At 54.1% G+C, this 20,887-nt stretch carries 17 protein-coding genes; 6 read left to right on the top strand and 11 right to left on the bottom strand.

Annotation, left to right across the window (positions count from 1 at the left end):
- Positions 1-15: 15 nt before the first annotated feature.
- Positions 16-1,332: a Xaa-Pro dipeptidase gene (gene pepQ / locus EUZ85_RS02190; protein WP_127974319.1), complete on the bottom strand. Its 1,317-nt coding sequence runs from the start codon at positions 1,330-1,332 to the stop codon at positions 16-18.
- Between the two features lie 269 nt (positions 1,333-1,601).
- On the opposite strand from pepQ, the gene EUZ85_RS02185 reads away from it, so the two are divergent.
- Positions 1,602-2,762, top strand: a complete 1,161-nt coding sequence (locus tag EUZ85_RS02185) for an RNA ligase (ATP) (protein ID WP_127974318.1) — start codon at positions 1,602-1,604, stop codon at positions 2,760-2,762.
- Positions 2,763-2,837: 75 nt separating this feature from the next.
- Here the strand turns inward: EUZ85_RS02185 and EUZ85_RS02180 are convergent, their stop codons facing one another.
- Together EUZ85_RS02180 and EUZ85_RS02175 are read right to left on the bottom strand one after the other, a co-directional pair.
- A complete protein-coding gene (locus EUZ85_RS02180; protein ID WP_241566930.1) occupies positions 2,838-4,061 on the bottom strand; it encodes a DUF3883 domain-containing protein in 1,224 nt (407 codons plus the stop codon).
- Between the two features lie 80 nt (positions 4,062-4,141).
- Positions 4,142-4,738, bottom strand: coding sequence for a bifunctional 2-polyprenyl-6-hydroxyphenol methylase/3-demethylubiquinol 3-O-methyltransferase UbiG (locus EUZ85_RS02175; protein ID WP_255509326.1), 597 nt, complete (start codon positions 4,736-4,738; stop codon positions 4,142-4,144).
- 252 nt (positions 4,739-4,990) lie between these two features.
- Between EUZ85_RS02175 and EUZ85_RS02170 the strand changes: the two genes are divergently transcribed.
- Complete coding sequence (locus tag EUZ85_RS02170) at positions 4,991-6,838, top strand: ABC transporter ATP-binding protein (protein WP_127974315.1); 1,848 nt, start codon at positions 4,991-4,993, stop codon at positions 6,836-6,838.
- Positions 6,839-6,906: 68 nt separating this feature from the next.
- On the opposite strand, the gene EUZ85_RS02165 is transcribed toward EUZ85_RS02170, so the two are convergent.
- The 8 genes from EUZ85_RS02165 to EUZ85_RS02130 form a co-directional block, all read right to left on the bottom strand.
- On the bottom strand, positions 6,907-8,049 hold the full coding sequence (locus tag EUZ85_RS02165; protein ID WP_127974314.1) for an AAA family ATPase: 1,143 nt from the start codon (positions 8,047-8,049) through the stop codon (positions 6,907-6,909).
- Positions 8,046-8,915, bottom strand: coding sequence for an RNA ligase family protein (locus EUZ85_RS02160; protein ID WP_127974313.1), 870 nt, complete (start codon positions 8,913-8,915; stop codon positions 8,046-8,048). The genes EUZ85_RS02165 and EUZ85_RS02160 overlap by 4 nt, the downstream gene beginning before the upstream one ends.
- 269 nt (positions 8,916-9,184) lie before the next feature.
- Positions 9,185-9,949 carry a thioesterase II family protein gene (locus EUZ85_RS02155; RefSeq protein ID WP_164887420.1) on the bottom strand — a complete coding sequence of 255 codons (765 nt, stop codon included), beginning with the start codon at positions 9,947-9,949 and terminating at the stop codon, positions 9,185-9,187.
- Between the two features lie 28 nt (positions 9,950-9,977).
- Complete coding sequence (locus tag EUZ85_RS02150) at positions 9,978-10,913, bottom strand: ADP-ribosylglycohydrolase family protein (RefSeq protein WP_127974311.1); 936 nt, start codon at positions 10,911-10,913, stop codon at positions 9,978-9,980.
- Between the two features lie 11 nt (positions 10,914-10,924).
- On the bottom strand, positions 10,925-14,245 hold the full coding sequence (locus EUZ85_RS02145; protein ID WP_127974310.1) for a DEAD/DEAH box helicase: 3,321 nt from the start codon (positions 14,243-14,245) through the stop codon (positions 10,925-10,927).
- Between the two features lie 87 nt (positions 14,246-14,332).
- The gene (locus tag EUZ85_RS02140) at positions 14,333-14,680 is read right to left on the bottom strand and encodes a hypothetical protein (protein WP_127974309.1); all 348 of its coding nucleotides are present in this window, start codon (positions 14,678-14,680) and stop codon (positions 14,333-14,335) included.
- Entirely contained in the window at positions 14,658-15,137 is a 480-nt protein-coding gene (locus EUZ85_RS02135; RefSeq protein WP_127974308.1) for an NADAR family protein, read from the bottom strand. Before EUZ85_RS02135 ends, EUZ85_RS02140 begins: the two co-directional genes overlap by 23 nt.
- A 15-nt stretch (positions 15,138-15,152) precedes the next feature.
- Complete coding sequence (locus tag EUZ85_RS02130; RefSeq protein WP_127974307.1) at positions 15,153-15,893, bottom strand: NUDIX domain-containing protein; 741 nt, start codon at positions 15,891-15,893, stop codon at positions 15,153-15,155.
- Positions 15,894-16,017: 124 nt separating this feature from the next.
- Between EUZ85_RS02130 and pnuC the strand changes: the two genes are divergently transcribed.
- From pnuC to EUZ85_RS02110, 4 genes are all read left to right on the top strand, one after another.
- The gene (gene pnuC, locus EUZ85_RS02125) at positions 16,018-16,647 is read left to right on the top strand and encodes a nicotinamide riboside transporter PnuC (protein WP_127974306.1); all 630 of its coding nucleotides are present in this window, start codon (positions 16,018-16,020) and stop codon (positions 16,645-16,647) included.
- Entirely contained in the window at positions 16,634-17,635 is a 1,002-nt protein-coding gene (locus EUZ85_RS02120; protein WP_127974305.1) for an AAA family ATPase, read from the top strand. The genes pnuC and EUZ85_RS02120 overlap by 14 nt, the downstream gene beginning before the upstream one ends.
- Before the next feature lie 144 nt (positions 17,636-17,779).
- Positions 17,780-18,853: a bifunctional nicotinamide-nucleotide adenylyltransferase/Nudix hydroxylase gene (locus tag EUZ85_RS02115; RefSeq protein ID WP_127974304.1), complete on the top strand. Its 1,074-nt coding sequence runs from the start codon at positions 17,780-17,782 to the stop codon at positions 18,851-18,853.
- Between the two features lie 81 nt (positions 18,854-18,934).
- Positions 18,935-20,314, top strand: a complete 1,380-nt coding sequence (locus tag EUZ85_RS02110) for a nicotinate phosphoribosyltransferase (protein ID WP_127974303.1) — start codon at positions 18,935-18,937, stop codon at positions 20,312-20,314.
- Positions 20,315-20,887: the final 573 nt, after the last annotated feature.

Below are 20,887 nucleotides of genomic sequence, written 5' to 3'. Positions count from 1 at the left end.
CGTTAGCAGCGGGGGTTAAGCCAGAAGCTCGGAGAACGCCTCGCGAGTCAGGTTGCGGCTGCGTCCTTCCTGCACCACCACATTGTCTTCGATACGAATGCCGCCATAGGGCTTCAGTGTTTCTATCAGTTCCAGGTCGCAGCTGTGGCCGGAGATATTTTTCACCATGTTGTCGAGCAGCATGGGAATGAAATACAGGCCCGGCTCGATGGTGATCACCATATCTTTTTCGAGGGTGCGGGTCAGGCGCAGGAATGGCGCGGACTCGTCCGGTTTGCGCAAAGTCCCTGTCTGATCCTGCTGATGACCGCCAACGTCATGCACCTGCAATCCCAGCAGGTGTCCCAGGCCATGAGGGAAAAACACCTGTGGGATGCGCTTGTCCAACTGCGCTTCAACGCTTAAAGAACAAATGCGAGTCTCATGCAGGATATTGGCGACGCCCGCCAGCGTGGCCTGATGCAATTCGCTGAAGGCTTTGCCATGCACGGCCTGAGCGGCGATGGACAGTTGCAGCGTGTTGACGCGCTCGATCAGCTCGGCGAACAAGCCGCTAGCCGCGGTGTAAGTACGGGTGATGTCGCTGGCGTAGCCGCCGTATGCGGCGCCGGCGTCGATCAATAGCGTACGCATGGCGTCAGGCTTTAGAGGGTTTTTCTTCTCGTAATGCAGCACTGCCGCGTTTTCATTCAGCGCCACGATGCCGGGATAGGGCTCCTGATTGGATAACTGACCGCTGGCGGCGAGAAAGTCGCGATAGACGTCGCACTCGCTTTTCCCCGCCAGGAACGCGGCCTGCGCCGCTTTGTGTCCCGCTGCGCCGGCCTGGTTGGCGCGCCACAAACAGTCTATTTCAAACTCGGTTTTATAGGCGCGCTGATAATTCAGTCTATGCAGCAGTGCTTCCGGGTTGACGCTCAGATTCGGATTAAGTCCCGGCGCCTCGTTATATTCCGGGCCGATCCAGGCGGTTTTGCCGCTGATCTGCGGCAGCCATTCCTGTAGGGAACTCACAGGCTCTATGCGCCATTGATCGCTCCAACCGCCCTCTGGAACAGCGTGCACCACATGCCAGAAATCCTGTTTCGCCGGCCATAACAGGCGCGGCGTTTCACCACGCTGAAGGTGGATAAACACATCCGGCATCAAGTCGAAAGGCGCCCACTGTTGCGCCATGGCGTAAGGATGAAAAGGGTGGGAGTGGTCATCGCCAAAATAATAGGTCAAGCGACCTGACGCCAGGATGACGCCGTCGAAGTCCGTCTCAAGCAGAGCCTGATCAAAGCGCTTACGCAGGATGGATAAATGGTTTTGATATGCCGAATCACTCATTGAAAAAGCCTCTGCCTGATCCCCAAAAGGAACAAGTCTACTCCTGTTGGCGGCGTGCATGAAAGTGGGGCGTCCGACTTGCTCGGGTCGTATTTTCCTGTCGGAATCGAATAGCCTATCACAGTATTAGTTAGAAGATTTCCGGCGTAACGCATACAATGCTGGGCGCAATTCACGCATTGCGATTAAAAAAACACAAAAAACTTATCGATTATTAGTATCCCGCCGCCCGTGTCACCCGGCGGGAATGAAGCAGGCACGCTTACTTTATGTCTAAATTTTCCGTACCTATAAAACGCATTCGCAACATTGAACCGCACCCGAATGCGGACGCTATTGAGTTCGCCGTGATTGACGGCTATCGCTCCATCGTTAAAAAAGGCGAGTTCCAATCCGGGGACTTGATCGCCTACATCCCAGAGGCCTCGCTGCTGCCGCAGTGGCTATTGAAAAAGCTGAATTTCTGGAACGCCGAGAAAGGCGTTGGACGCCTGAACGGCAAAGACGGCAATCGCATCACCGCCATCAAACTGCGCGGTGAACTGAGCCAGGGCGTCTGCTATCCCGTGCGTATGGAAGGCGACACCGCCGTGATTGAACACAGCGACGGGGACTCCGAACTGACGCGCTTGAGTCCGGTGGAAGAAGGCCAGTGCGTCGCAGAGCTATTGGGCGTACAAAAATATGAACCGCCGATTCCTACCTCCATGGCGGGCGATATCTTTAACGCCGGGCAGCGTTTAACCGTCCATTTTGATGTGGAAAACTGGAAGTCCTATCCGGATGTTTTGCAGGACGGCGAAGAAGTCGTGTTCACCGAAAAGCTGCACGGCACATTCACCGGCGTCGCTATCTTGCCAGAAAAAGACGCTCACCAAGAGGCGTTCGGCGTTAAACGCAACGTGTTGATTTTTTCCAAAGGTCTCGGCGCCAAAGGCCTGGTGCTTGCGAATACCGACGGCAACAGCGCGAATGTATACGTACGCGCCACTACCGGCATGGTGGCGGTGATTGACGCCTTGCTGGCGAGCGGCGAATTGCAGGTGGAAGATGAGCCCTTGTTTATCCTGGGTGAAACATTCGGTCCAGGCGTTCAGGATCTGGCGTATGGCAAAGAACTCGGCTTCCGCCTGTTCGCCCTCGCCAGCGGCTACCGCGGCGCCCAACGCTACCACGACTTCGACGCACTGCAGGCGATGGCGGAGCAACTCGGAGTACAAACCGTTCCCGTTCTCTACCGCGGTCCCTTCTCACAGGACGTCATGCAAGCATTCACCGACGGCGCCACCGAACTCGACGCCGATCACATCCGTGAAGGTATCGTCATCACACCGACCAAAGAAAGACGCGACCCGGAACTCGGCCGCGTTTGTCTGAAATCCGTGAGCGCCGCGTACTTGTGCCGGAAGGGTGGGACGGAGTTTAGTTGATGGGCAAAAGGGGGAGACTGAGTTCTACCCCTTTTTCTACTTATCTGAGAGATATCCTGGAAGCGGCTTGTGGGGCTAACTAAACCTGGCCTCGTAACTTCGGGCCCGCAAACTGACGTAATCATCCACCGCCCCGGACAAAATGAAGAGCCGGGGCTTCATACGCCACTCATAAACGCGATAGAGCTTATAAGACGCCGCCATCTCTTGGGAAAACGTAAGTTCACGGTCGCTAATATAAAACGGCTGATACTTGCCTGAGCTGGTCGTTTTCACTTCAACATATAATTCTTTGTTCTCCACAGGATCGAAGCTGAGAATATCAAAGCCCAAACCGTCGCCTTGTTCTCTGCTGGTCCATTCTACTTTTTTAGCGAGATCCGGCCGTCCCAGCTTCGTAAGACGATATTGTTCAAATTGCAGCGCGAATTCCTCCCCTTGTTCTCCCAGCCTGCGATTATTTGCTTCTTTGGCGGCGTAGTTAGGTTTGCAGGCTAGATACGGGCGTGCCTGCTCTGCGGCTGCGCGCACTTTCTCTGGAATATCGTGATCCAGCACCGAACCCCAGTCGATGATGTTGGTATTGGAGTTGGGCTCAGCTTCTGCGGACTGGTTGAGGATATCTATTTCCGTTTGGTTGCCTGCAAGATGGGCCAGAATGGTGGTTTTCAGAGACTTTTGATAATTAAACGCCGGTTTGTAGCCGAGGATATAGGGCAAGCCAAGTTCCACTAGAACCGCGCTTATATTTTGATGTTTAAATTCAATGGCGCCCTCTGAGCGGTTATCGAGCTTGCTTTGCAGTAATCTACGGTGGGCTGCTTTGGTATAGGGTTCAGACCTCAGCTCCTTGTTGAGCATAGCAAAGTAATCCTGAACGACGGCCTCTCGTTCCAGCCAGTCCCAACCATCGCCCTCACGTAGAATGCTTTTCCTGCTGCTGGCGTCAATCGTGAAATTCTTCTCAAGAGCTGCTTTTAGTAGCTCCCGGACGAAACTACTTTGCAGTAATTCGAACAGTTCGTCATCCAAAGTAACAAAGGCGATATGTTTATGGATCGCTCCTGGTCCGGAGAGGGCCATCTTGGCGCAGTTCTCTCTTTGCCCGGGCTTTGGATGATGATGCCAAATTCCACTGCTACGCAGGTGAAGATAAGGCCAATGAGGGTTATTGCGGTCTGTGCTGGTCTTTAGTTTGTCAAACTGACGGGTAAACGCTTCAGTCAGCGTAGCGTCAAAATAGATGCGGTTTTCTTGTAGCTCGCCTTTCTCGATCAGCGCCATTACCGCCAGCAACATAGCGATTTTATGTGGGCTGGTCGCGCCTTTTCTACGGTTAGGATTCAGCTCGCCGAACTTTGCTTCGTAATAGGCCAGACTCATGGGGTATTCCTGAGCACGGCGGTTGTCCACTCAACGTTGGCGCGTAGCCCGATATCGGTCGTTGAATAAATTTGGGCGTTTTTAAAGTTTTTCATTTCGATCGGATAAAAACGCCGCTCTTGCTCATCGGCGAGATTTCGCCATGTGATGACTATCACGCCATCTGGCGCTTGCAGCCGCCTTAGTCTTTGCAAGCTTTGAGTCTGCTGCGCAGGTGTGAGGTGCATCCAGACTGCGCTGACCAGAATAAGATGGTAGCTGTTACTTTCTTGTAGCCTCTCCAAATCAGGAAGAGTATCCGACAACCATTGGATCTGGCTCTCACTGTGTCGTGCTATGGCCTTAGCGAGAAGTTTGTCCGAAGGTTCAATGGCGGTGACGGACCATCCGTTATTCGCCAACCATCCTGCATCGCGGCCGGAACCCGCGCCGACGTCCAAGGCGCGCCCGGGAGTTGCTGGCAGGTAATCCAGCCAGGCTGCATGCACTTGTTCGAAGGACAGACTTTGATATTGATGAAACAATTGCTCGCTATTGAGGTTGTAGAAATCAGTAGAGGAGAGTTGTTTCATCATTACTTTTTGTCGCGGAATAACGAGGACAGCGAGGCTATGACATGGTTAATATCATAAGATAGCGTCAGTCCTGACCAAAGGCGTACTTTTTGTTTATAACGGTAAGCAATAACCCGCCTTACATTTCCCTCCATCCTTGGTTAATCTGATTTGTCTCTGGCTTTTCGCCGCACTTTTCGGGCGCTATGCATGCTCCGATCGCTCTTTGTTCTTCGCTGCTTTGCACACTGATAACCCTGTTGTTTGATCCGATGGATGTGGATTGTTTCTATGCTGAGTTTGTTTGAAAAGTTTATTAAGCCCTTTCCCCCTGAGGAACCGGAGCAGCCGCCTGCCGGGTTGTTCGCGTTTTGCCGTTATTACACGCGGGGAATGGAGATTCCGTTAGTCCTGATGTCGCTGACCTCCGCGTTTCTGGCGTTTTTGGAGGTCTCTCTGTTTGGGTTCATGGGGCAGTTGGTGGATTGGCTGGTGGACAAGAATCCTGAGACGTTGTTTCAGGAGGAGGGCGGCCGCTTGCTGATCATGACGGTGGTGGTGCTGGTGGGCCTGCCTATTGGGGTTTTATTCCGGGCGCTGTTGATTCATCAGACATTGCTGGCGAATTATCCCATGCAGATTCGCTGGAAGGCGCATCGTTATTTGCTAAAGCAGAGCGTATCTTTCTATCAGAATGACTTCGCCGGCCGCATCGCCACCAAGGTGCTGCAAACCTCCCTGGCGGTGCGGGAAACCGTGATGAAGCTGCTGGACATCATGGTGTATGTGCTGGTGTATTTCAGCACCATGCTGGTGATGATTGGCAATGCGGATTCGCGCTTGTTGATTCCCATGATGGTTTGGCTGGGCGCTTATGTCTGTCTGCAGCTTTACTTTGTTCCCAAGCTCAAGCGTAACTCGATGAAAAACGCGGATGCTCGCGCAGCAATGACGGGCCGCATCGTCGATAGCTACACCAATATCACTACCGTAAAACTCTTCTCCCATACCCAGCGGGAAGCGGATTATGCGCAAGAGAGCATGGAGGGGTTTCTAAAGACAGTCAGGCGACAGATGCGATTAGTGACGGGCGTTAACGTCAGCGTGCATACCCTGAATTATCTGCTGACGTTTGTGATTACGGCGTTGGCGATCTGGCTGTGGACCCAGGGCGCGATCACGGTGGGCGCTATCGCCATCGCAGTGAGTCTTACTTTACGGCTGAACGGCATGGCGCAGTGGATCATGTGGGAAGTCAGCGCATTGTTTGAAAATATCGGCACCGTGGCGGACGGCATCAATACCTTGTCCAAGCCGCAGGAAGTGACGGACCGGCCCGATGCGCGACAACTGCAGGCGTCCAAGGGGCATATCAGATTCGACAAAATCGGCTTTCACTACGGCAAAGGCGAGGGCGTCATCGAACAACTAACCCTGGATATCAAGCCCGGCGAAAAAGTCGGTCTGGTGGGGCGTTCCGGCGCGGGTAAATCCACTCTGGTGAATCTGCTGCTGCGTTTTTACGACCTGGAGCAGGGACGGATTCTTATTGACGGCCAGAATATCAGCGAAGTCAGCCAGGAAAGCCTGCGCGAGCATATCGGGATGGTGACGCAGGACACGTCACTGCTGCATCGTTCCGTGCGAGATAACATCCTTTACGGTCGTCCTGACGCCACGGAAGAAGAGATGATCGCCGCCGCGAAAAAGGCGGAGGCGCATGATTTTATTCAGACTTTGTCTGATCCCCAGGGCCGAAGAGGCTACGACGCCCAGGTCGGCGAGCGCGGAGTGAAACTCTCAGGCGGACAGCGTCAACGTATCGCCATCGCCCGCGTCCTGTTGAAAGATGCGCCGATCCTGATTCTGGATGAAGCCACTTCTGCGCTCGACTCCGAAGCGGAAGCGGCGATACAGCGCAGCCTGTATGAACTGATGGAAGGTAAAACCGTTATCGCCATTGCGCATCGTCTTTCCACCATTGCCGCCATGGATCGCCTGATTGTGCTCGACGAAGGCGCCATCATCGAACAGGGCCCACACCAGGATTTGATCAATAGCGGCGGTATCTACGCCCAGCTATGGGCGCATCAGACCGGCGGTTTTTTGGGGATTGAAGAGGGGGAGCTCGTTACCTAACCTCATGGGTCTGACTCAATGCATCCGGCGATAAACGGGATGCATTGATTGGACTTATTTGGCCGCTATCAATCCTCTACCACGTACTCCACCCAATGCGCTTCGCTCGGCAACGGGATTTCCCAGCGGTACAGCAGTCGGTCGATCACTTTATCGGTGACCGTGCTATCCCGTTTGCGATTGCGGGCGCGCAAGGTTTTCTCTCCAGCTTCCAGATAGACGATGCGGATTTTCGCATGGTAGGCGTACAACAGGTCCAAAGCATTACTGCGCATTTCCTGTGACAGATGCGTGGCGTTCCACACAAAGGGCTGCTTGCGCCGCAAGTGCTCTTTAGCCATATCGGTGGCGTGATGCGCGACTCTGCCTTCGTTCTGGCCGTACTTGAGGCCCATCTCCTCACGGGCGTCGTCGTAGGAGACGGTAGGCCAGTCAGGTCGATGTCGGCTCGCCCAGGTGTTTTTGCCGGAGGCGGGCAGTCCGCATAACAAGACCACCTCGGAGCCTTCCGGTTGCTGGTATCCATAATCCGCCGCTGTGGCGCCGTCGGAGCGGAAATACTGCTGGCGAATCACTGCGTCAGGAAACGCGCGCGGTTGTCGCCAACAGGCTTCCTGCACCGCTAACTCCCTGAATAGCGCGATGTCCGCGATGCTGTCGTCTTTCTTCTCGTAGGTTCTGCCGCTCATGTCCGCCAGCGCCACCGCATACAGTTCCTGCAGACTAACTTCCCAGGACATACGATGCGCCAGAAATTCCGGACGTCGTTGCGCACGATCGTCGAAGATGAAAAACGGAACCTGATGCTGAGCGATAATGCGACAAATGCGTTCCCGCAAGGCAAAAGGAACGCCGGCTCGCCACAGCAGTATCCGGGCGTCCACTGCGCCGCGTCGGGAGTGTCGGGGACTGCCGACGCCGCCGTCCGGGCGCACGATAGTGGTGGCCGGTTTGGCGATGTCATGCAACAGGGCGGCGTAGAACAGCACAAAGCGCTGTTCCGCATCCGCCTGCTGATAGGTTTCCCCCGCCAACAGCTCATTCACTACCATTTTGGTGTGCGTCCACACGTCCCCTTCCGCATGGTAATACGGGTCCTGGGGCGTGCTCGCCAAAGGCTGCAGATCAGGCAGGCCTTCCCACAGTGCGCGCCAGTCCGGCTCGGCGCCATCGGCGGGCATCCAGTTTTGGAGTTGCTGGTAGCTGATCATGAGCATGCCTCCTCTGTGGCGCCCGGCTCCTGAGAATCCGGCTCATCGTGGCCGAGGTCCTCCCACTTCAAGGTAAGCTGTGAGGCGTACATATCCACGCCCCGCGCCAGCTGATTGGGAAAGATAGGACGGTTCAGGTGATGGCTGCCGCTATCCAGAATGGCCTGAATAAAGTCATGTCTCACCCATTTCAAACGGCCGACGGTACGTCCGTTTTCTTCGATTTTTATATACAGTCCTTCGGACAAATCCGAGTTGTCGGTCTGTCGTTTAACCAGATCAAAATCCAGCGCTTCCTGATGTGCGACCTGCTCCAGGCTGTTGCGCCATTGTGTGGTTTTCGCCAGCGATGGGCGCACCAGTTTTTGCAGTTCCGCCAAGCGCTTGGGCGCCAGTCCGGCATATAAGACCGGAACGGAAAGCACCGGTGAATCCTTTAGCATGCGTCGACGCGCCGACGTGGAGAGAAATTCGCCCGTCTCGGTGTCGAGAATATCGAATTCAGCAAATAGATGCGGCAAGCGGTCATAAAACACCGTGTGCTTCGACGCCATCCATTCCCCGTACAGGGTGTAACGGGTTCCCAGAATTTCGAACAAACGCTCCTGATGCACTGTGGCCCAGGACTTAAACTGCGCGAACTGCGACTCGCGACCGCCGCCGGTCAGCACATGCCCGCGACTTTGCAGACGCAATGCGCCGGATGCGTCGAAACTGACGCCGGCATTGGCGCCGTCGAGTTTTTCTTCGATGACCAGATAACGTCCGGCCAGTTGCGAATAGGGAACCTGATCCGATGCGCTGTCCCCCGGCTGTAGCCGCGACCCTTGCAGGTGGGGCGTGCGGGGATATTTGCGGATAAACATACCGCCTCCTCAAAAACAAAATCCGTATTGATTCCTCCACAGGAAAACGTCTTGCGGAGATTCAAAAGAGTCAGCTTGCTATGCGCTGAAGAAGAGACGAAGCAATACTGTCGTCAGTTAAGACGCCGTAGCAAAAGCTGATATTGAGGGTGCGATCGCCATTACATGACCGTATCCGAGGTGAACTGGGTAAACCTGATGTGGAAAACGCAAAAGTTTAGCGGCGTTGAGACAAAGGTTCCAGTAGGGATTGACGCATGCGTCCAGCCTTAAGCCGGAAGCAATGCGTTTTCCAAGAGTACCTGGCTGATAAAGGCTGTGACTTCCTGTTCGCTGCTGCGGATGAAAAAGTGGTCCCCGGGGAACGTGCGCAATTGAAACCGACTGCTGGTGTAATCTTCCCACTCATGCATGCGCGCGGGCGCGTCGATAGGGTCGTCCTGCCCGCTTAGAGCGGTGATGGGAACCCGTAATGTCTGTGATTTGTCGCCGCTCCAACACTCGGAAAGCTTGAAGTCCGCACGCAACATGGGCTCTAACAGCGCCATCAATTGCTGGTCCTGTAGCGCCGCCTCCGGGGCTCCGTTCATTTGGCGGATTCTTTCTATCAGCCCTTCCATTGGCAGCTGGTGTATGAACGGCTGGCTACTGCTCAGATGAGGACAGCGACAGCCGGAAATAAACATATGTTCAGGCAAGGGCGCGCCATAGGATTGCAGGCGTCGGGTCAATTCGAAGATAACGCGGCCGCCGAGGCTGTGGCCAAAGAAAGCGAAAGGCTGGTTCAGATAGGGTACAATCGCTTGCAGCACGGCTTCCACTAATGGCGGCCATTCGCTGAAAGGCGCCTCGCTGATGCGATTTTCTCGACCGGGCAGACGCACCACCACGACATCAATGTCGCCTGGAAAACGCTTCACCCAGCTTCGAAAAGCATTGGGACTGCCGCCGGCGTAGGGAAAGCAGAATAGTCTGATCGCTTTGCCCGCCTGGGGGGCGGGCATGAACCAGCGATCCTGCATGGGATGTGGCATTCTAAACTCCTTGTATAGATGTCGGACGTTATGCCTGCGGTTCTTTCGCCGGCTGCGCTGCGTGCAACTGCTCCGCCATGGCGGCGATGTCGTCGCGCATATGCAGTTTATCCAGCCAGTCCTGGCGAATACCGTTGACGCCATAGTATGCGCCGGCGATCTGGCCGACGATGGCGGCGGTAGTGTCGGCGTCGTCGCCAAGGTTTGACGCCTTCAGCACCGCGTCCTGGAAGTTATCCGTATGGGCGAAGCACCACAGGGCGGCTTCGAGCGCGTCAATCACGTAGCCAGTCCCGCGCACTTCGCTTTCGCTTTTATTCAGGTAATCCCCCATGGAAATCTGGGCGACTTTGTCCGTGTAGGGCACGTACATGGGGTCTTCCAGCACGTCCTCTTTGGCGTCGCCGACGAGTAATTGATGCAGGATAACGCCCATCAAGCGGCAGGCGTCCACGCATTCGTCAGCGCCGTGAGTGGTGCGCGAACTTTCACCACAATACTTGACTACTTGCTCAATGCGGGGGCTGTAGTACATAGCGACCGGCGCCAGGCGCATGATGGAGCCGTTGCCGGCGCTATGGGCGTCCAGTGAGCCGGAGTAAGGCTCGCCGCTGTCCAGAAAGCGCTGGAGAGCGCCGCGCACCGTATTGCCGATATCAAAGCAGTTTCCGGTGCTACTGAAATAGCCCCACTGCCACCAGTTGCTATAGCGGGTCATCTGATCCGCCGCGTCAAAACCCTGTTTGGTTAGCAGGGACTCCGCCAGACATAACGCCATGGAAGTATCATCGGTCCACTGTCCCGGCTTCAGTCCGAATGGACCGCCGCCGACCATGTCGTCGATCGGCTCGAAGGAGCCACGCGGACGGAACTCCAACGTCGTGCCCACGGCGTCGCCCACCGCCAGGCCCAGCAGGCAGCCCTGGTATTTATCGAGATTGTTTCTATCTGGTTGTCCAGTCATGTACTTTTATCCTATTCAACCGGGGCGAATAGCTTACGCAGCTCTTCTTCATCGAAGGTGAACTTTTCAGCCTTGTCTGCAAGTAGATTATCCGCCAGCGCTTGTTTCTGCTTTTGTAATTCGACGATTTTTTCTTCCACGGTTCCTTCGGTGATCAACTTGTAAACGAACACAGGCTTATCCTGGCCGATACGGTAGGCGCGGTCGGTCGCCTGGTTTTCAACGGCGGGATTCCACCAGGGGTCATAATGGATGACGGTATCCGCTGCGGTTAGATTTAAACCCACGCCGCCTGCTTTAAGGCTAATCAGAAACAAAGAGACCTCTCCGCTTTGAAAGCGACTGACAGGCGTATCTCTGTCTTTTGTCGCGCCTGTCAGTTTTACGTACTCTATACCGGCTTTGTCCAGTTGCGCTTCGATCAATCCAAGCATAGAAGTGAACTGGGAAAACAACAGTATTTTGCGGCCTTCCTCAAGCAGGCTGGGCAACATGGACATCAGCGTTTCCAGCTTGGCGCTGTTTTTCACTTTACGCGCACTGTCCAGTTTCAGCAGCGATGGGTCGCAACAGACTTGGCGCAGCTTCAGTAATGCGTCCAGAATCTCTATATGAGAACGTTTAACGCCCTTCTTGGCGATAGCGTCACGAATCTTCTTATCCATGGCGACGCGAATACTTTCATAAAGGTCCCGCTGTTTTCCTTCCAACAAAACAGTACGTTGTATTTCTGTTTTCTCCGGCAGCTCCGTCGCGACCTCTTGTTTAGTGCGGCGCAACATAAACGGCTTGATGCGTCTAGATAACAAGCGTTGCCGTTCAAGATCGCCCTGTTTTTCGATAGGAGTGCGGAACAGGGTTTTGAACTTTCTATCGTCGCCAAGCAGCCCCGGCGTGAGGAAGTTAAACAACGACCACAGCTCGCCCAGATGATTTTCCATCGGCGTCCCAGTCAGACACAGCCGATGTCGAGCCTGTAGCCTGTGTACCAGTTGGGTAGCCTGCGCCTTTGGATTCTTGATGGTTTGCGCTTCATCCAAAATAAGATAATGGTAATCCTGCTTTAGCAGATATTCGCTGTCGCGCGGCAGTAGCGGATAGGTCGTCAAAACCAGGTCGTTGTCGGCTATATGTTCGAAACGCTCGGTGCGATGGGGGCCGTGCAGAACGAGTACTTTCAGTTCTGGTGCGAACTTTTCCGCTTCCTTACGCCAGTTGCTCATTAAGCTGGTGGGCGCGACGATCAGGCAGGGCCGATCCATCCGCCCCTGGGCTTTTTCCACCGAGAGCAGGGCGAGAGTCTGTATGGTTTTGCCCAATCCCATGTCATCCGCCAGGATGCCGCCCATTTCGATTTCTCTAAGGAAGCCAAGCCAGTTCAGTCCCTCTTGTTGGTAGTCTCTGAGGGTGGCGTTGAACCAGTCGGGGGGGAAGACATGGCTCATTTGCTCCTGCTGTTTCAGTCGATCAATCAAGCGCGTCAGTTTATCAGCGCCCAGCCAGCGCAGGCCGACTGAAGCCATGGCCTCGTTGAGCGGCAGAAGCTGGCCAACCTGTCCTCGTTCCAGGCGGAATTTATCGTTCACCAGAGGATCATGGTCGTACAGCTCGATGAGACTGCCTAACAGGTTTCTGACTCTCTCGACATCCAGCTTGATCCACCGGCCAGGGGCGACCTGGAGCAGAACATCGCTATCTCCGGGATAATCGGCCAGTGTCTGAAGCTCCCACTCCTCCGGCGCGTCTTTAATCAGGTTGTAGAGGACAGGTAACAAGTTAATGCGCTCGCCGTTGACTTCCACGCCGAGGTCGAAATCAAACCAGTCGCTGTCGCTCTCATCGAGATTGGAATACCAGGAGAGCTCTTCGGCCTCTGTATTGAGGTACTGAAAGGGGAAGTCCTCCTCAATGGTAATACTCCATCCCTGTTTCTCTAACAGGGGGATGCCGTATTGGGCGAACCCATGCCACTCTCCGACGCTTGCAAAGCTCAGGTCCATTTGATGCGCCTCATCGACGAGCGGATAGGTTTCGATGGTATTGAGCGGGCGCATATCCAGAGTTCTTAGTTTGCGCAGGGCTGTTTCTTCAACAAGAAAATCCCGGGGAATGATGAGATGGGTATTGTCTTTGACCGTTGTCACTTGCTGAATATCGGAGTCATAAGATACGCGGATATCGTGATAGGAAAACTCCAGCCTGGCGTAGGGAACATCGGCTTGACTCGTTCTATATGGAAAATAGCCAGTTTGAGAAGGGCTTGCCGCCCCAAGGCTAAGATGAACCTGCGGCTTGACTTTGCTGTCCTTCTCGACGGCGATCTCTTTGGGTTTGGGAAGTCGTGCGCCGGGGAGTCGTTGCTCCAGAAGCGAGCGTACTTTTCCCGCCTGCACTGGGGATAACCTGGGCGCGCGATTAAGCGTCATCAGCATGGACGGCGGCAGTTCACTATGCAGCTGGCCACATTCTCCGGTGTGGGTATTGATACAGTAGATCGGATCAGTGGCGACCATTATCAGATGTGATGGGACCATTTTCAGGGTTTGTTCGCCCTCCATATCCACTCGCCACTCAAACTCCGCCTGCGCTGGCGCGCCTTTGAATAACTTTGGTCCTTGTGGGGTTTCCCAGTACGCGCGTCCCGTCGCCAGTATGCGCTGAAGGGCGTCAGCTCCGCTTTCTTCCGTTAACGGTAGGTCAGAGCCCCATTGCGACCATAACAGGCGTTTGAAGATCGCCAGGTCAGCTTTGGTCAGGAAGGCGGCTGGCTTACTCTGGTTAAAGGCCGCGCTAATATTGTAACGCTGGGTTTTTGTGGAGTATTCGCCGGACTTTAGAGTGCGCGCCTGGATAACGTTGACGCAGACATTGCCGTTCATTTGGTTGTGCTTCAGCAAATAGAGCACACTAACCTGATTAGCGCTATCGGGAGTTGCTTCCTCTGTTGCTGTGTCGACCAACTGGTCAAGCCAGCGCCTGACGTCAAGGTCCAGCGTTACATCTGGGTGGTGAGACGAGTTATGGTCAGACCAAGTATCTTTTTGCGCTGGAATCTGGCTTTTTTCATTCACGGCGAGCAGTGTGGCTGCAACGTGTTTACAGTTATAGCCAATAGGGCATGAGCATTCCCCTTCTATTCTCAGGCCATAGGCGTCATTTTCAAGTGTTACCAAGACCTGGTAAACACTGTTACCAGAACCCCGCACTGTTGCTGTGGAGTGATCTTCGCCATATTCCACCAGAGTGACGCGTCGTTGCTTAAAATATTTTACGCCCCGCTCAAAATAGGTGCTCCCAAGCTCTTTGACTATCAGGCTTTCCTTTACCAACATGCGAACTCACTACCTTTAACAAACATTTATATAAAATGACGAGCCTGCAAGAACGCCCGTAGTGGATTCGCATGGTAGGTTTTTTGTCTATTCGTCTCTATACGTGGCGATGACTTCAATATCGCCGATGATATGATCGTTGAATTCTTCCAGTTGCTCCGCTGGAATCCAGTATTCGGCATGTTCCTTACCGCCGACGACTTTGACGTCGAATTGGCTGAGGTATTCCGCATCCACGTCGAAACGGGTGACGTAACCCACGCCGGAGTCTTTGACGTTCCAGTCCCGGGCGATTTGACGGGCGTAGTCCTCGTTGCAAACCGGGTAGAAAATGGGTTGTTCCGGTAAACGCGGCGGCCAGCGCTTAAAACCGCTGGCTTCCACCAGCGCCAGCTCATTCGGGCCTGTGGGTCTAAATAAAGTGACCGTTTTCATATTTGCTCTTACCTTGTCGAATGGCTTCGCGCACTTCCATCAGAATTTTACCCAGCATATTCAGGCCGCTACCGTCGCCGCCATCCGCCCAGTAACGGTCATTGGCGGTATGCTCGACCAACTCGGCGTCGCCGGTTTCCAACAGTATAGAAGTCAGCTTTTCATGCTGAACGAATTTGGCCATGACCGCTTCGCGCATGATGTCGTCTTTGACTGCTTCCCAATCCGGCCGCAAAGGGCGCGTGCGTTCACGTCCCATATTGGCGGCCTCCATGGGTTTTGACGCCATGCGCACGGCTTCTTCGTGTTCAGTGCCTGCGAATTTCTGCGCCTGAAAATAATGTTCGCACGTAGGCCAGCGCTTGTCTTTCAAGTAAACCGGATCGCGGGAGAAATTGGAAAAGCATCCGTATTCGCCGTTGGCCAGGTAAAAGTTAATGGTTTTCTTCTCAGTCATTACATCTCTCCGACGTTAACTGCGCGGTCCTTCGATGGTTCTGGGGAAAAAATGATTCTCCACGCCGCGCTTGAGTCGATACAGTTTTGCAGGTCGGTTGCTGCCGGTGCGCATGGCGCCGCTTTCCTCCAGAATATCCGCATCCAGGATGCGGCGACGGAAGGATTTTTTCTCTACCTCGTTGCCCAGAATCACTTCGAATACTTTCTGCAGCTCCGTCAGTGTAAACTCCTCAGGCAGCAAGTGAATCGGCAGCGCTGTGTATTGCACCTTGCTGGTCAGCCGTTCGCGGCACAGGCGCAGAATCTCGTTGTGATCAAACGCCAGTCTATAGTCGCGCAGGGCTTCGGTTACTGGAACCCAGTGTGTTTCCTCTTTGGCGCCTTTGGGGTCGACATCGATCTCCTCATGGGCGACCAGGGCGAAGTACACCACTGTCACTGACCAGCCGCGAGGGTCCCTTTGCTTACCGCCGAAGGTGGCGACCTGCTCCAGATAGGGGCTTTTTACCCCGGTTTTTTCCACTAACTTCCGATGAGCGGTGTCTTCAAGGACATTGTCTTTTTGCAGATCAATAAAGCCTCCCGGCAGCGCCCACGTATCTTTGGCGGGGTGTTGCGAGCGCTTCACCAGCAACACTTCGAGTTGCTGCTCCCTGAGCTTGAATATCGCCATGTCCACGGAAGTGAGAGGCACTTCGTAGTCATGAATGTTGTAAGCGGCGAGAAAGTCTTTTTCTGAGGCGTGATCTTGCATAACCTGAAAAACATACTAATATTAGTGGCATTAGGCCACTAATATTAGCGACCTAGAACAGAGGTGTCAAAACTGACGCCCTTAATCTATTCATAAAAGCATATCCAAACTCCAGAGTAATACCATGGAAATACAATCCTTTTTGGTCGGCTTTTTCGGCGGCTCCGCTATCGAAATCATCGCCTCCCTGGCGGGCTTTATCTGCGTTTTCCTGATCATCCGGCGCAATATCTGGTGCTGGCCTGTCGGGCTGGTGCAGGTGGCGCTGTACATGATCGTGTTTTATGACGCCAAGCTGTATTCCGACTTCATACTCCATGGCATTTATGTGGTGATGCAGTTTTATGGCTGGTGGTATTGGCTGCAGGGTAGGGGGCGCGACGATGATTTAGTGGTGTTGCCCACCCCGCCAACGATGACGCTGCTGTGGGTGGCGGTCGCCGTTATCGGCAGTTTTGCTCTGGGTTATGTCATGTCCACCTATACCGACGCCTCACTCCCTTATCCGGATGCATTCACCACGGTCGCCAGTCTGGTGGCGCAATGGCTGCTATCCAGACGCCAGCTGATCAACTGGGGCTTCTGGATTGCCGTGGACATCGTCGCCATTGGCGTGTATTGGCAGAAAGGTCTGTATCCCACCACCGTTTTGTATGCGACTTTCCTGGTCATGGCGAGTGCGGGTCTGCTTGTATGGCTGCGTCGTTATCAAACCCAGACGCTGGAGATAAAGGCGGACTATGCGAAAGCCTGAGTATGATGCGCCGCGCAAGGTTGGTCTGACGTTAGGGAAGTTCGCGCCGCTGCATAAAGGTCATCAGTATATGATCGAACAAGCACTGGAGCAGGTGGATCACCTGCTGGTGATGATCTATGACTGCCCGGATGTCATAGAGGTTCCACTGGAACGGCGGGCGTCCTGGATTAAAGCGCTTTACCCGGACGCAGAGGTAATTCTGGCCCCGGATGGACCCCAGGAAGTGGGAGATACGCCGGAGATATGTCGGCTGCAGGAGGACTACATTGGGCAATGTCTGGCTGGCAGGCGGGTGACCCATTTCTTCTCCAGTGAATTTTATGGCGATCATGTCAGTCGTTATCTCAACGCGCAGGACTGTCGAGTGGATGAAGCCAGAAAGATTGTACCCATCTCCGCTACTCAGGTGCGCAAAAATCCCTTCGCCGCCAGAGACTGGGTGCATCCGCTGGTGTACCGGGACCTGGTAAAGAAAGTGGTGTTTTTGGGAGCCCCGTCTACCGGTAAAACCACGTTAGCGCAGGCGATGGCGGCGCGCTTTAATACGCAATGGATGCCGGAGTACGGACGGGAATACTGGGAGGAAAATCAGATTGAGCGACGTCTGGCTCCCGAGCAGCTGGTGGAAATCGCACAAGGCCATCTGGAGCGCGAAGAAAAACTTTTGCTGGATAGTGATCGCTACTTGTTCGTGGACACCAATGCGCTGACGACGCGGCATTTCGCTCATTACTATCATGGCTTCGCATTGCCGGAACTGGAGTGTCTGGCGGATGCCGCGACGCAGCGCTATGACCATGTGTTTCTGTGCGACGACGACATCCCCTATGAGGATACCTGGGATCGCTCAGGGGAGGTGAATCGCACGGATTTCCAGCAGGAGATCATCGCGGAGCTGGAGCGCAGAAACATAGAGTACGCGCTGCTGAAGGGCGATGTTGAAGCGCGCATCAGGCAGGTTACAAATGCTTTAGAGGGTGTCTGAAAATAGCGCTTGACCACTTAGTGTCATTATGCCACTATATATCCATCGACAGGGTTCATGGGACTCATGAATCCACGGAGAAAAAGTTTTAAGCGGACCTGGAAAGACCGGGTTCCCGTCAACCACAGCAAGGAGATTGCTGATATGCAAAATTTCGAATACGACTTTTTAGTATTTATCGGACGTTTCCAACCCTTTCATCGCGGTCACCTTGCGGTGATTGAACAGGGACTGCGCAAAGCGCGTCAAATGATTGTCTTGTGCGGATCGGCGCATCAGCCCCGCTCCACACGCAACCCCTGGAGCGTCAACGAACGCGAAGACATGGTGCGCAGCGCCCTCAGCAAAGAAGATAACCAACGCGTACATATCGCGCCGCTGATGGACATTGTCTACAACGATGAGATCTGGGTCAGAAACGTACAGTCCACGGTTCAGGGGCTGGTAACCGCGCATCACGGTATGCCGCACAAATCCGCCAAGGTGGGTTTGATTGGCCACAGCAAGGACCACAGCTCTTTCTACCTGAAGCTGTTCCCTCAATGGGGAAGCGTTGAAGTTGAGAATGTGGACGGTATCAGCGCCACGCCGGTAAGAGAAGCGATTTTCGGCGTTAACCAGACGGATCGTCGCGGCGGTATGAATTACCTGGAAAGCAGTGACGCAGATCTGGCGCTGCCAGCGGCGGTGCGGGAGAAACTGGCGAAATTCTGTCTCAGCGAAGACTATGAGGAAATCAAATACGAACATGATTTCATCGCCAAGTACAAACGCGCCTGGAGCGCAGCGCCCTACGCGCCCACTTTCGTAACGGTCGATGCAGTTATCGTGCAAAGCGGACATGTGCTGCTGGTGGAGCGCAAATCGCGTCCCGGTAAAGGGTTGTTAGCGTTACCGGGAGGCTTCGTAGATCAGAATGAAAAATTACTGGATGCATGCCTGAGAGAGTTGCGGGAGGAAACCCGACTGAAAGTGCCAGCGCCGGTGTTGAGGGGCTCAATCAAGGCGCAGCAAGTGTTCGATGATCCTCATCGTTCAGCCAGAGGACGCACTATCACTCATGCATTTCACATTGAGCTGGAGCCAAGCAGCGAGCTGCCGAAAGTGAAAGGCGGCGATGACGCCAGACAGGCCATGTGGGTGCCGCTGGCGGAACTGGACCCAGGCAAATTATATGAAGATCACTACTTCATCATTCAGGAAATGACCGGCATCTAACCGGAAAATTATTAAGACAAACGAGGGACGCGGATAGACCGCAACACCCTTTACCCAAACATTGACCGGAGGATTTCCGTCATGAAAAACAGCATTATCTTAAACGTAGATTCTTATAAAACCTCTCACTACCTGCAGTACCCAGCTGGCGCCACGCAGGTTTCCAGCTACATCGAATCACGCGGCGGCGCGTTTGAAAAAGCAGTGTTCTTCGGTCTGCAGATGTTCATCAAAGAGTACCTGACCAAGCCGATTACCGCGGACGATATCGAAGAAGCCAAGCTGGTGTATCAAGCCCACGGCGTTCCCTTCAATGAAGAAGGCTGGCGCTATATTCTGGATAAACACGAGGGTTATCTGCCGATAGAAATCCAGGCTGCGCCGGAAGGGACTGTCATGGATGTGAAAAACGTGATGGTGCAGGTGATCAACACTGACCGCAACTGCGCCTGGTTGACCAGCTATGTGGAAACGGCTTTGTTGAGAGCGGTTTGGTATCCGACCACGGTCGCCACCGTATCCTGGAGCTGCCGCAACATCATCAAGCGTTACCTGGAAGAAACGGCGGACACTATCGAAGGATTGCCATTTAAACTGCACGACTTTGGCGCTCGCGGCGCGAGTTCTGAAGAAACCGCAGCGATTGGCGGGGCCGCTCACTTGGTGAACTTCATGGGCACTGACACTGTTAGCGGCATTATGGCGGCGAGACGTTACTACGGCGCTGATATGGCGGGCTTTTCAATCCCTGCGGCGGAGCACAGCACCATTACCAGCTGGGGCAAAGAAGCGGAAGTGGACGCCTACGCCAACATGCTGGAGCAGTTCGCCGAGCCCGGCAAACTGGTGGCGGTAGTCAGCGACTCTTATGACTTGTGGAACGCTATCGACAACCTCTGGGGCGAAGCGTTGAAAACCAAGATTGAGCGCAGCGGCGGCACCTTGGTGGTGCGTCCTGACAGTGGCGATCCTGTAGCGATTGTGACCGAAACTATCGAACGACTGATGCGGAAATTCGGCTTCACCGTCAACAGCAAAGGATATCGGGTATTGCCGGCGTGCATCCGGGTGATTCAAGGCGACGGCATCTCTTTACACACGATCGAAGCTATTCTGGCGGCGATGAAAGCGCGCAAGCAAAGCGCTGAAAATATTGCTTTCGGCATGGGTGGAGAGCTGCTGCAGAAGGTGAACCGGGATACGTTGAAGTTCGCCATGAAAGCGTCTGCGATATGCGTGAAAGGCATCTGGAGAGATGTTTACAAAGACCCCATCACCGATCAGGGCAAGCGTTCTAAGAAAGGACTTCTGGCGCTGGTTAAAGATCTGGATGGCGGCTTTCAGACAGTGCGCCGGCAGGATCTGGGCAATCGGGAAGATCAACTGGTTACCGTCTTCCGCAATGGCGACCTGATGAAGGAATGGACTTTCGACGAAGTTAGGGCCAACGCAGCGCAATAATCCTGTCCTGCGGCGGAGTCGGTCTTCCGGCTCCGTTTTTTGCGTTTCTGGGCGCTGCAATATTCTCGATAAAAGCTGATTGAATACTAAACAAAGGCTTGTTAATATCCGCGCCCACTAAACGAATTTATCTGAAGAGCAAGGTTATGACATTCACCACTACCAACATCAGCGGCCGTGTCGGAGCGATCACTATCGCTCGCGACAGCGCGTGCATTTTGGTATTGAAGTCATAGCCTTCGCTAAAGCTGGCGGGGGCGTATAGGCCTCCGGTTGCAGTATGAAAAGACCCCGGTAGGCCTCCGCCTCCCGGGGTTTTTTCGTTTTCGGTTCCGAAAAAGTTCGGACGCATACTCAACATCGCCAAGAAATGGTTTCGTTATGAGAACTTACGACAAGTACATCGCAGCAATAGTCCCAGCCCAAGGGCCGGAGTTCTCGCGCCTATCCCTTGGTGCTTCCACTTTTTCCACGCTTGTTTATCCTGCCTCTCTTCAGGGTATGCGTGGAACGCCAAAAGACCGGGAAACAACTTAACGCTCCCATGACGCCTCTTGCGCCCTGGGAGTAAAC

The organism is Hahella sp. KA22 (genome assembly GCF_004135205.1).
GTDB lineage: Bacteria > Pseudomonadota > Gammaproteobacteria > Pseudomonadales > Oleiphilaceae > Hahella.
The sequence above is the reverse complement of the archived record's forward strand: the minus strand, read 5'-3'. Positions and strand labels throughout refer to the sequence as shown.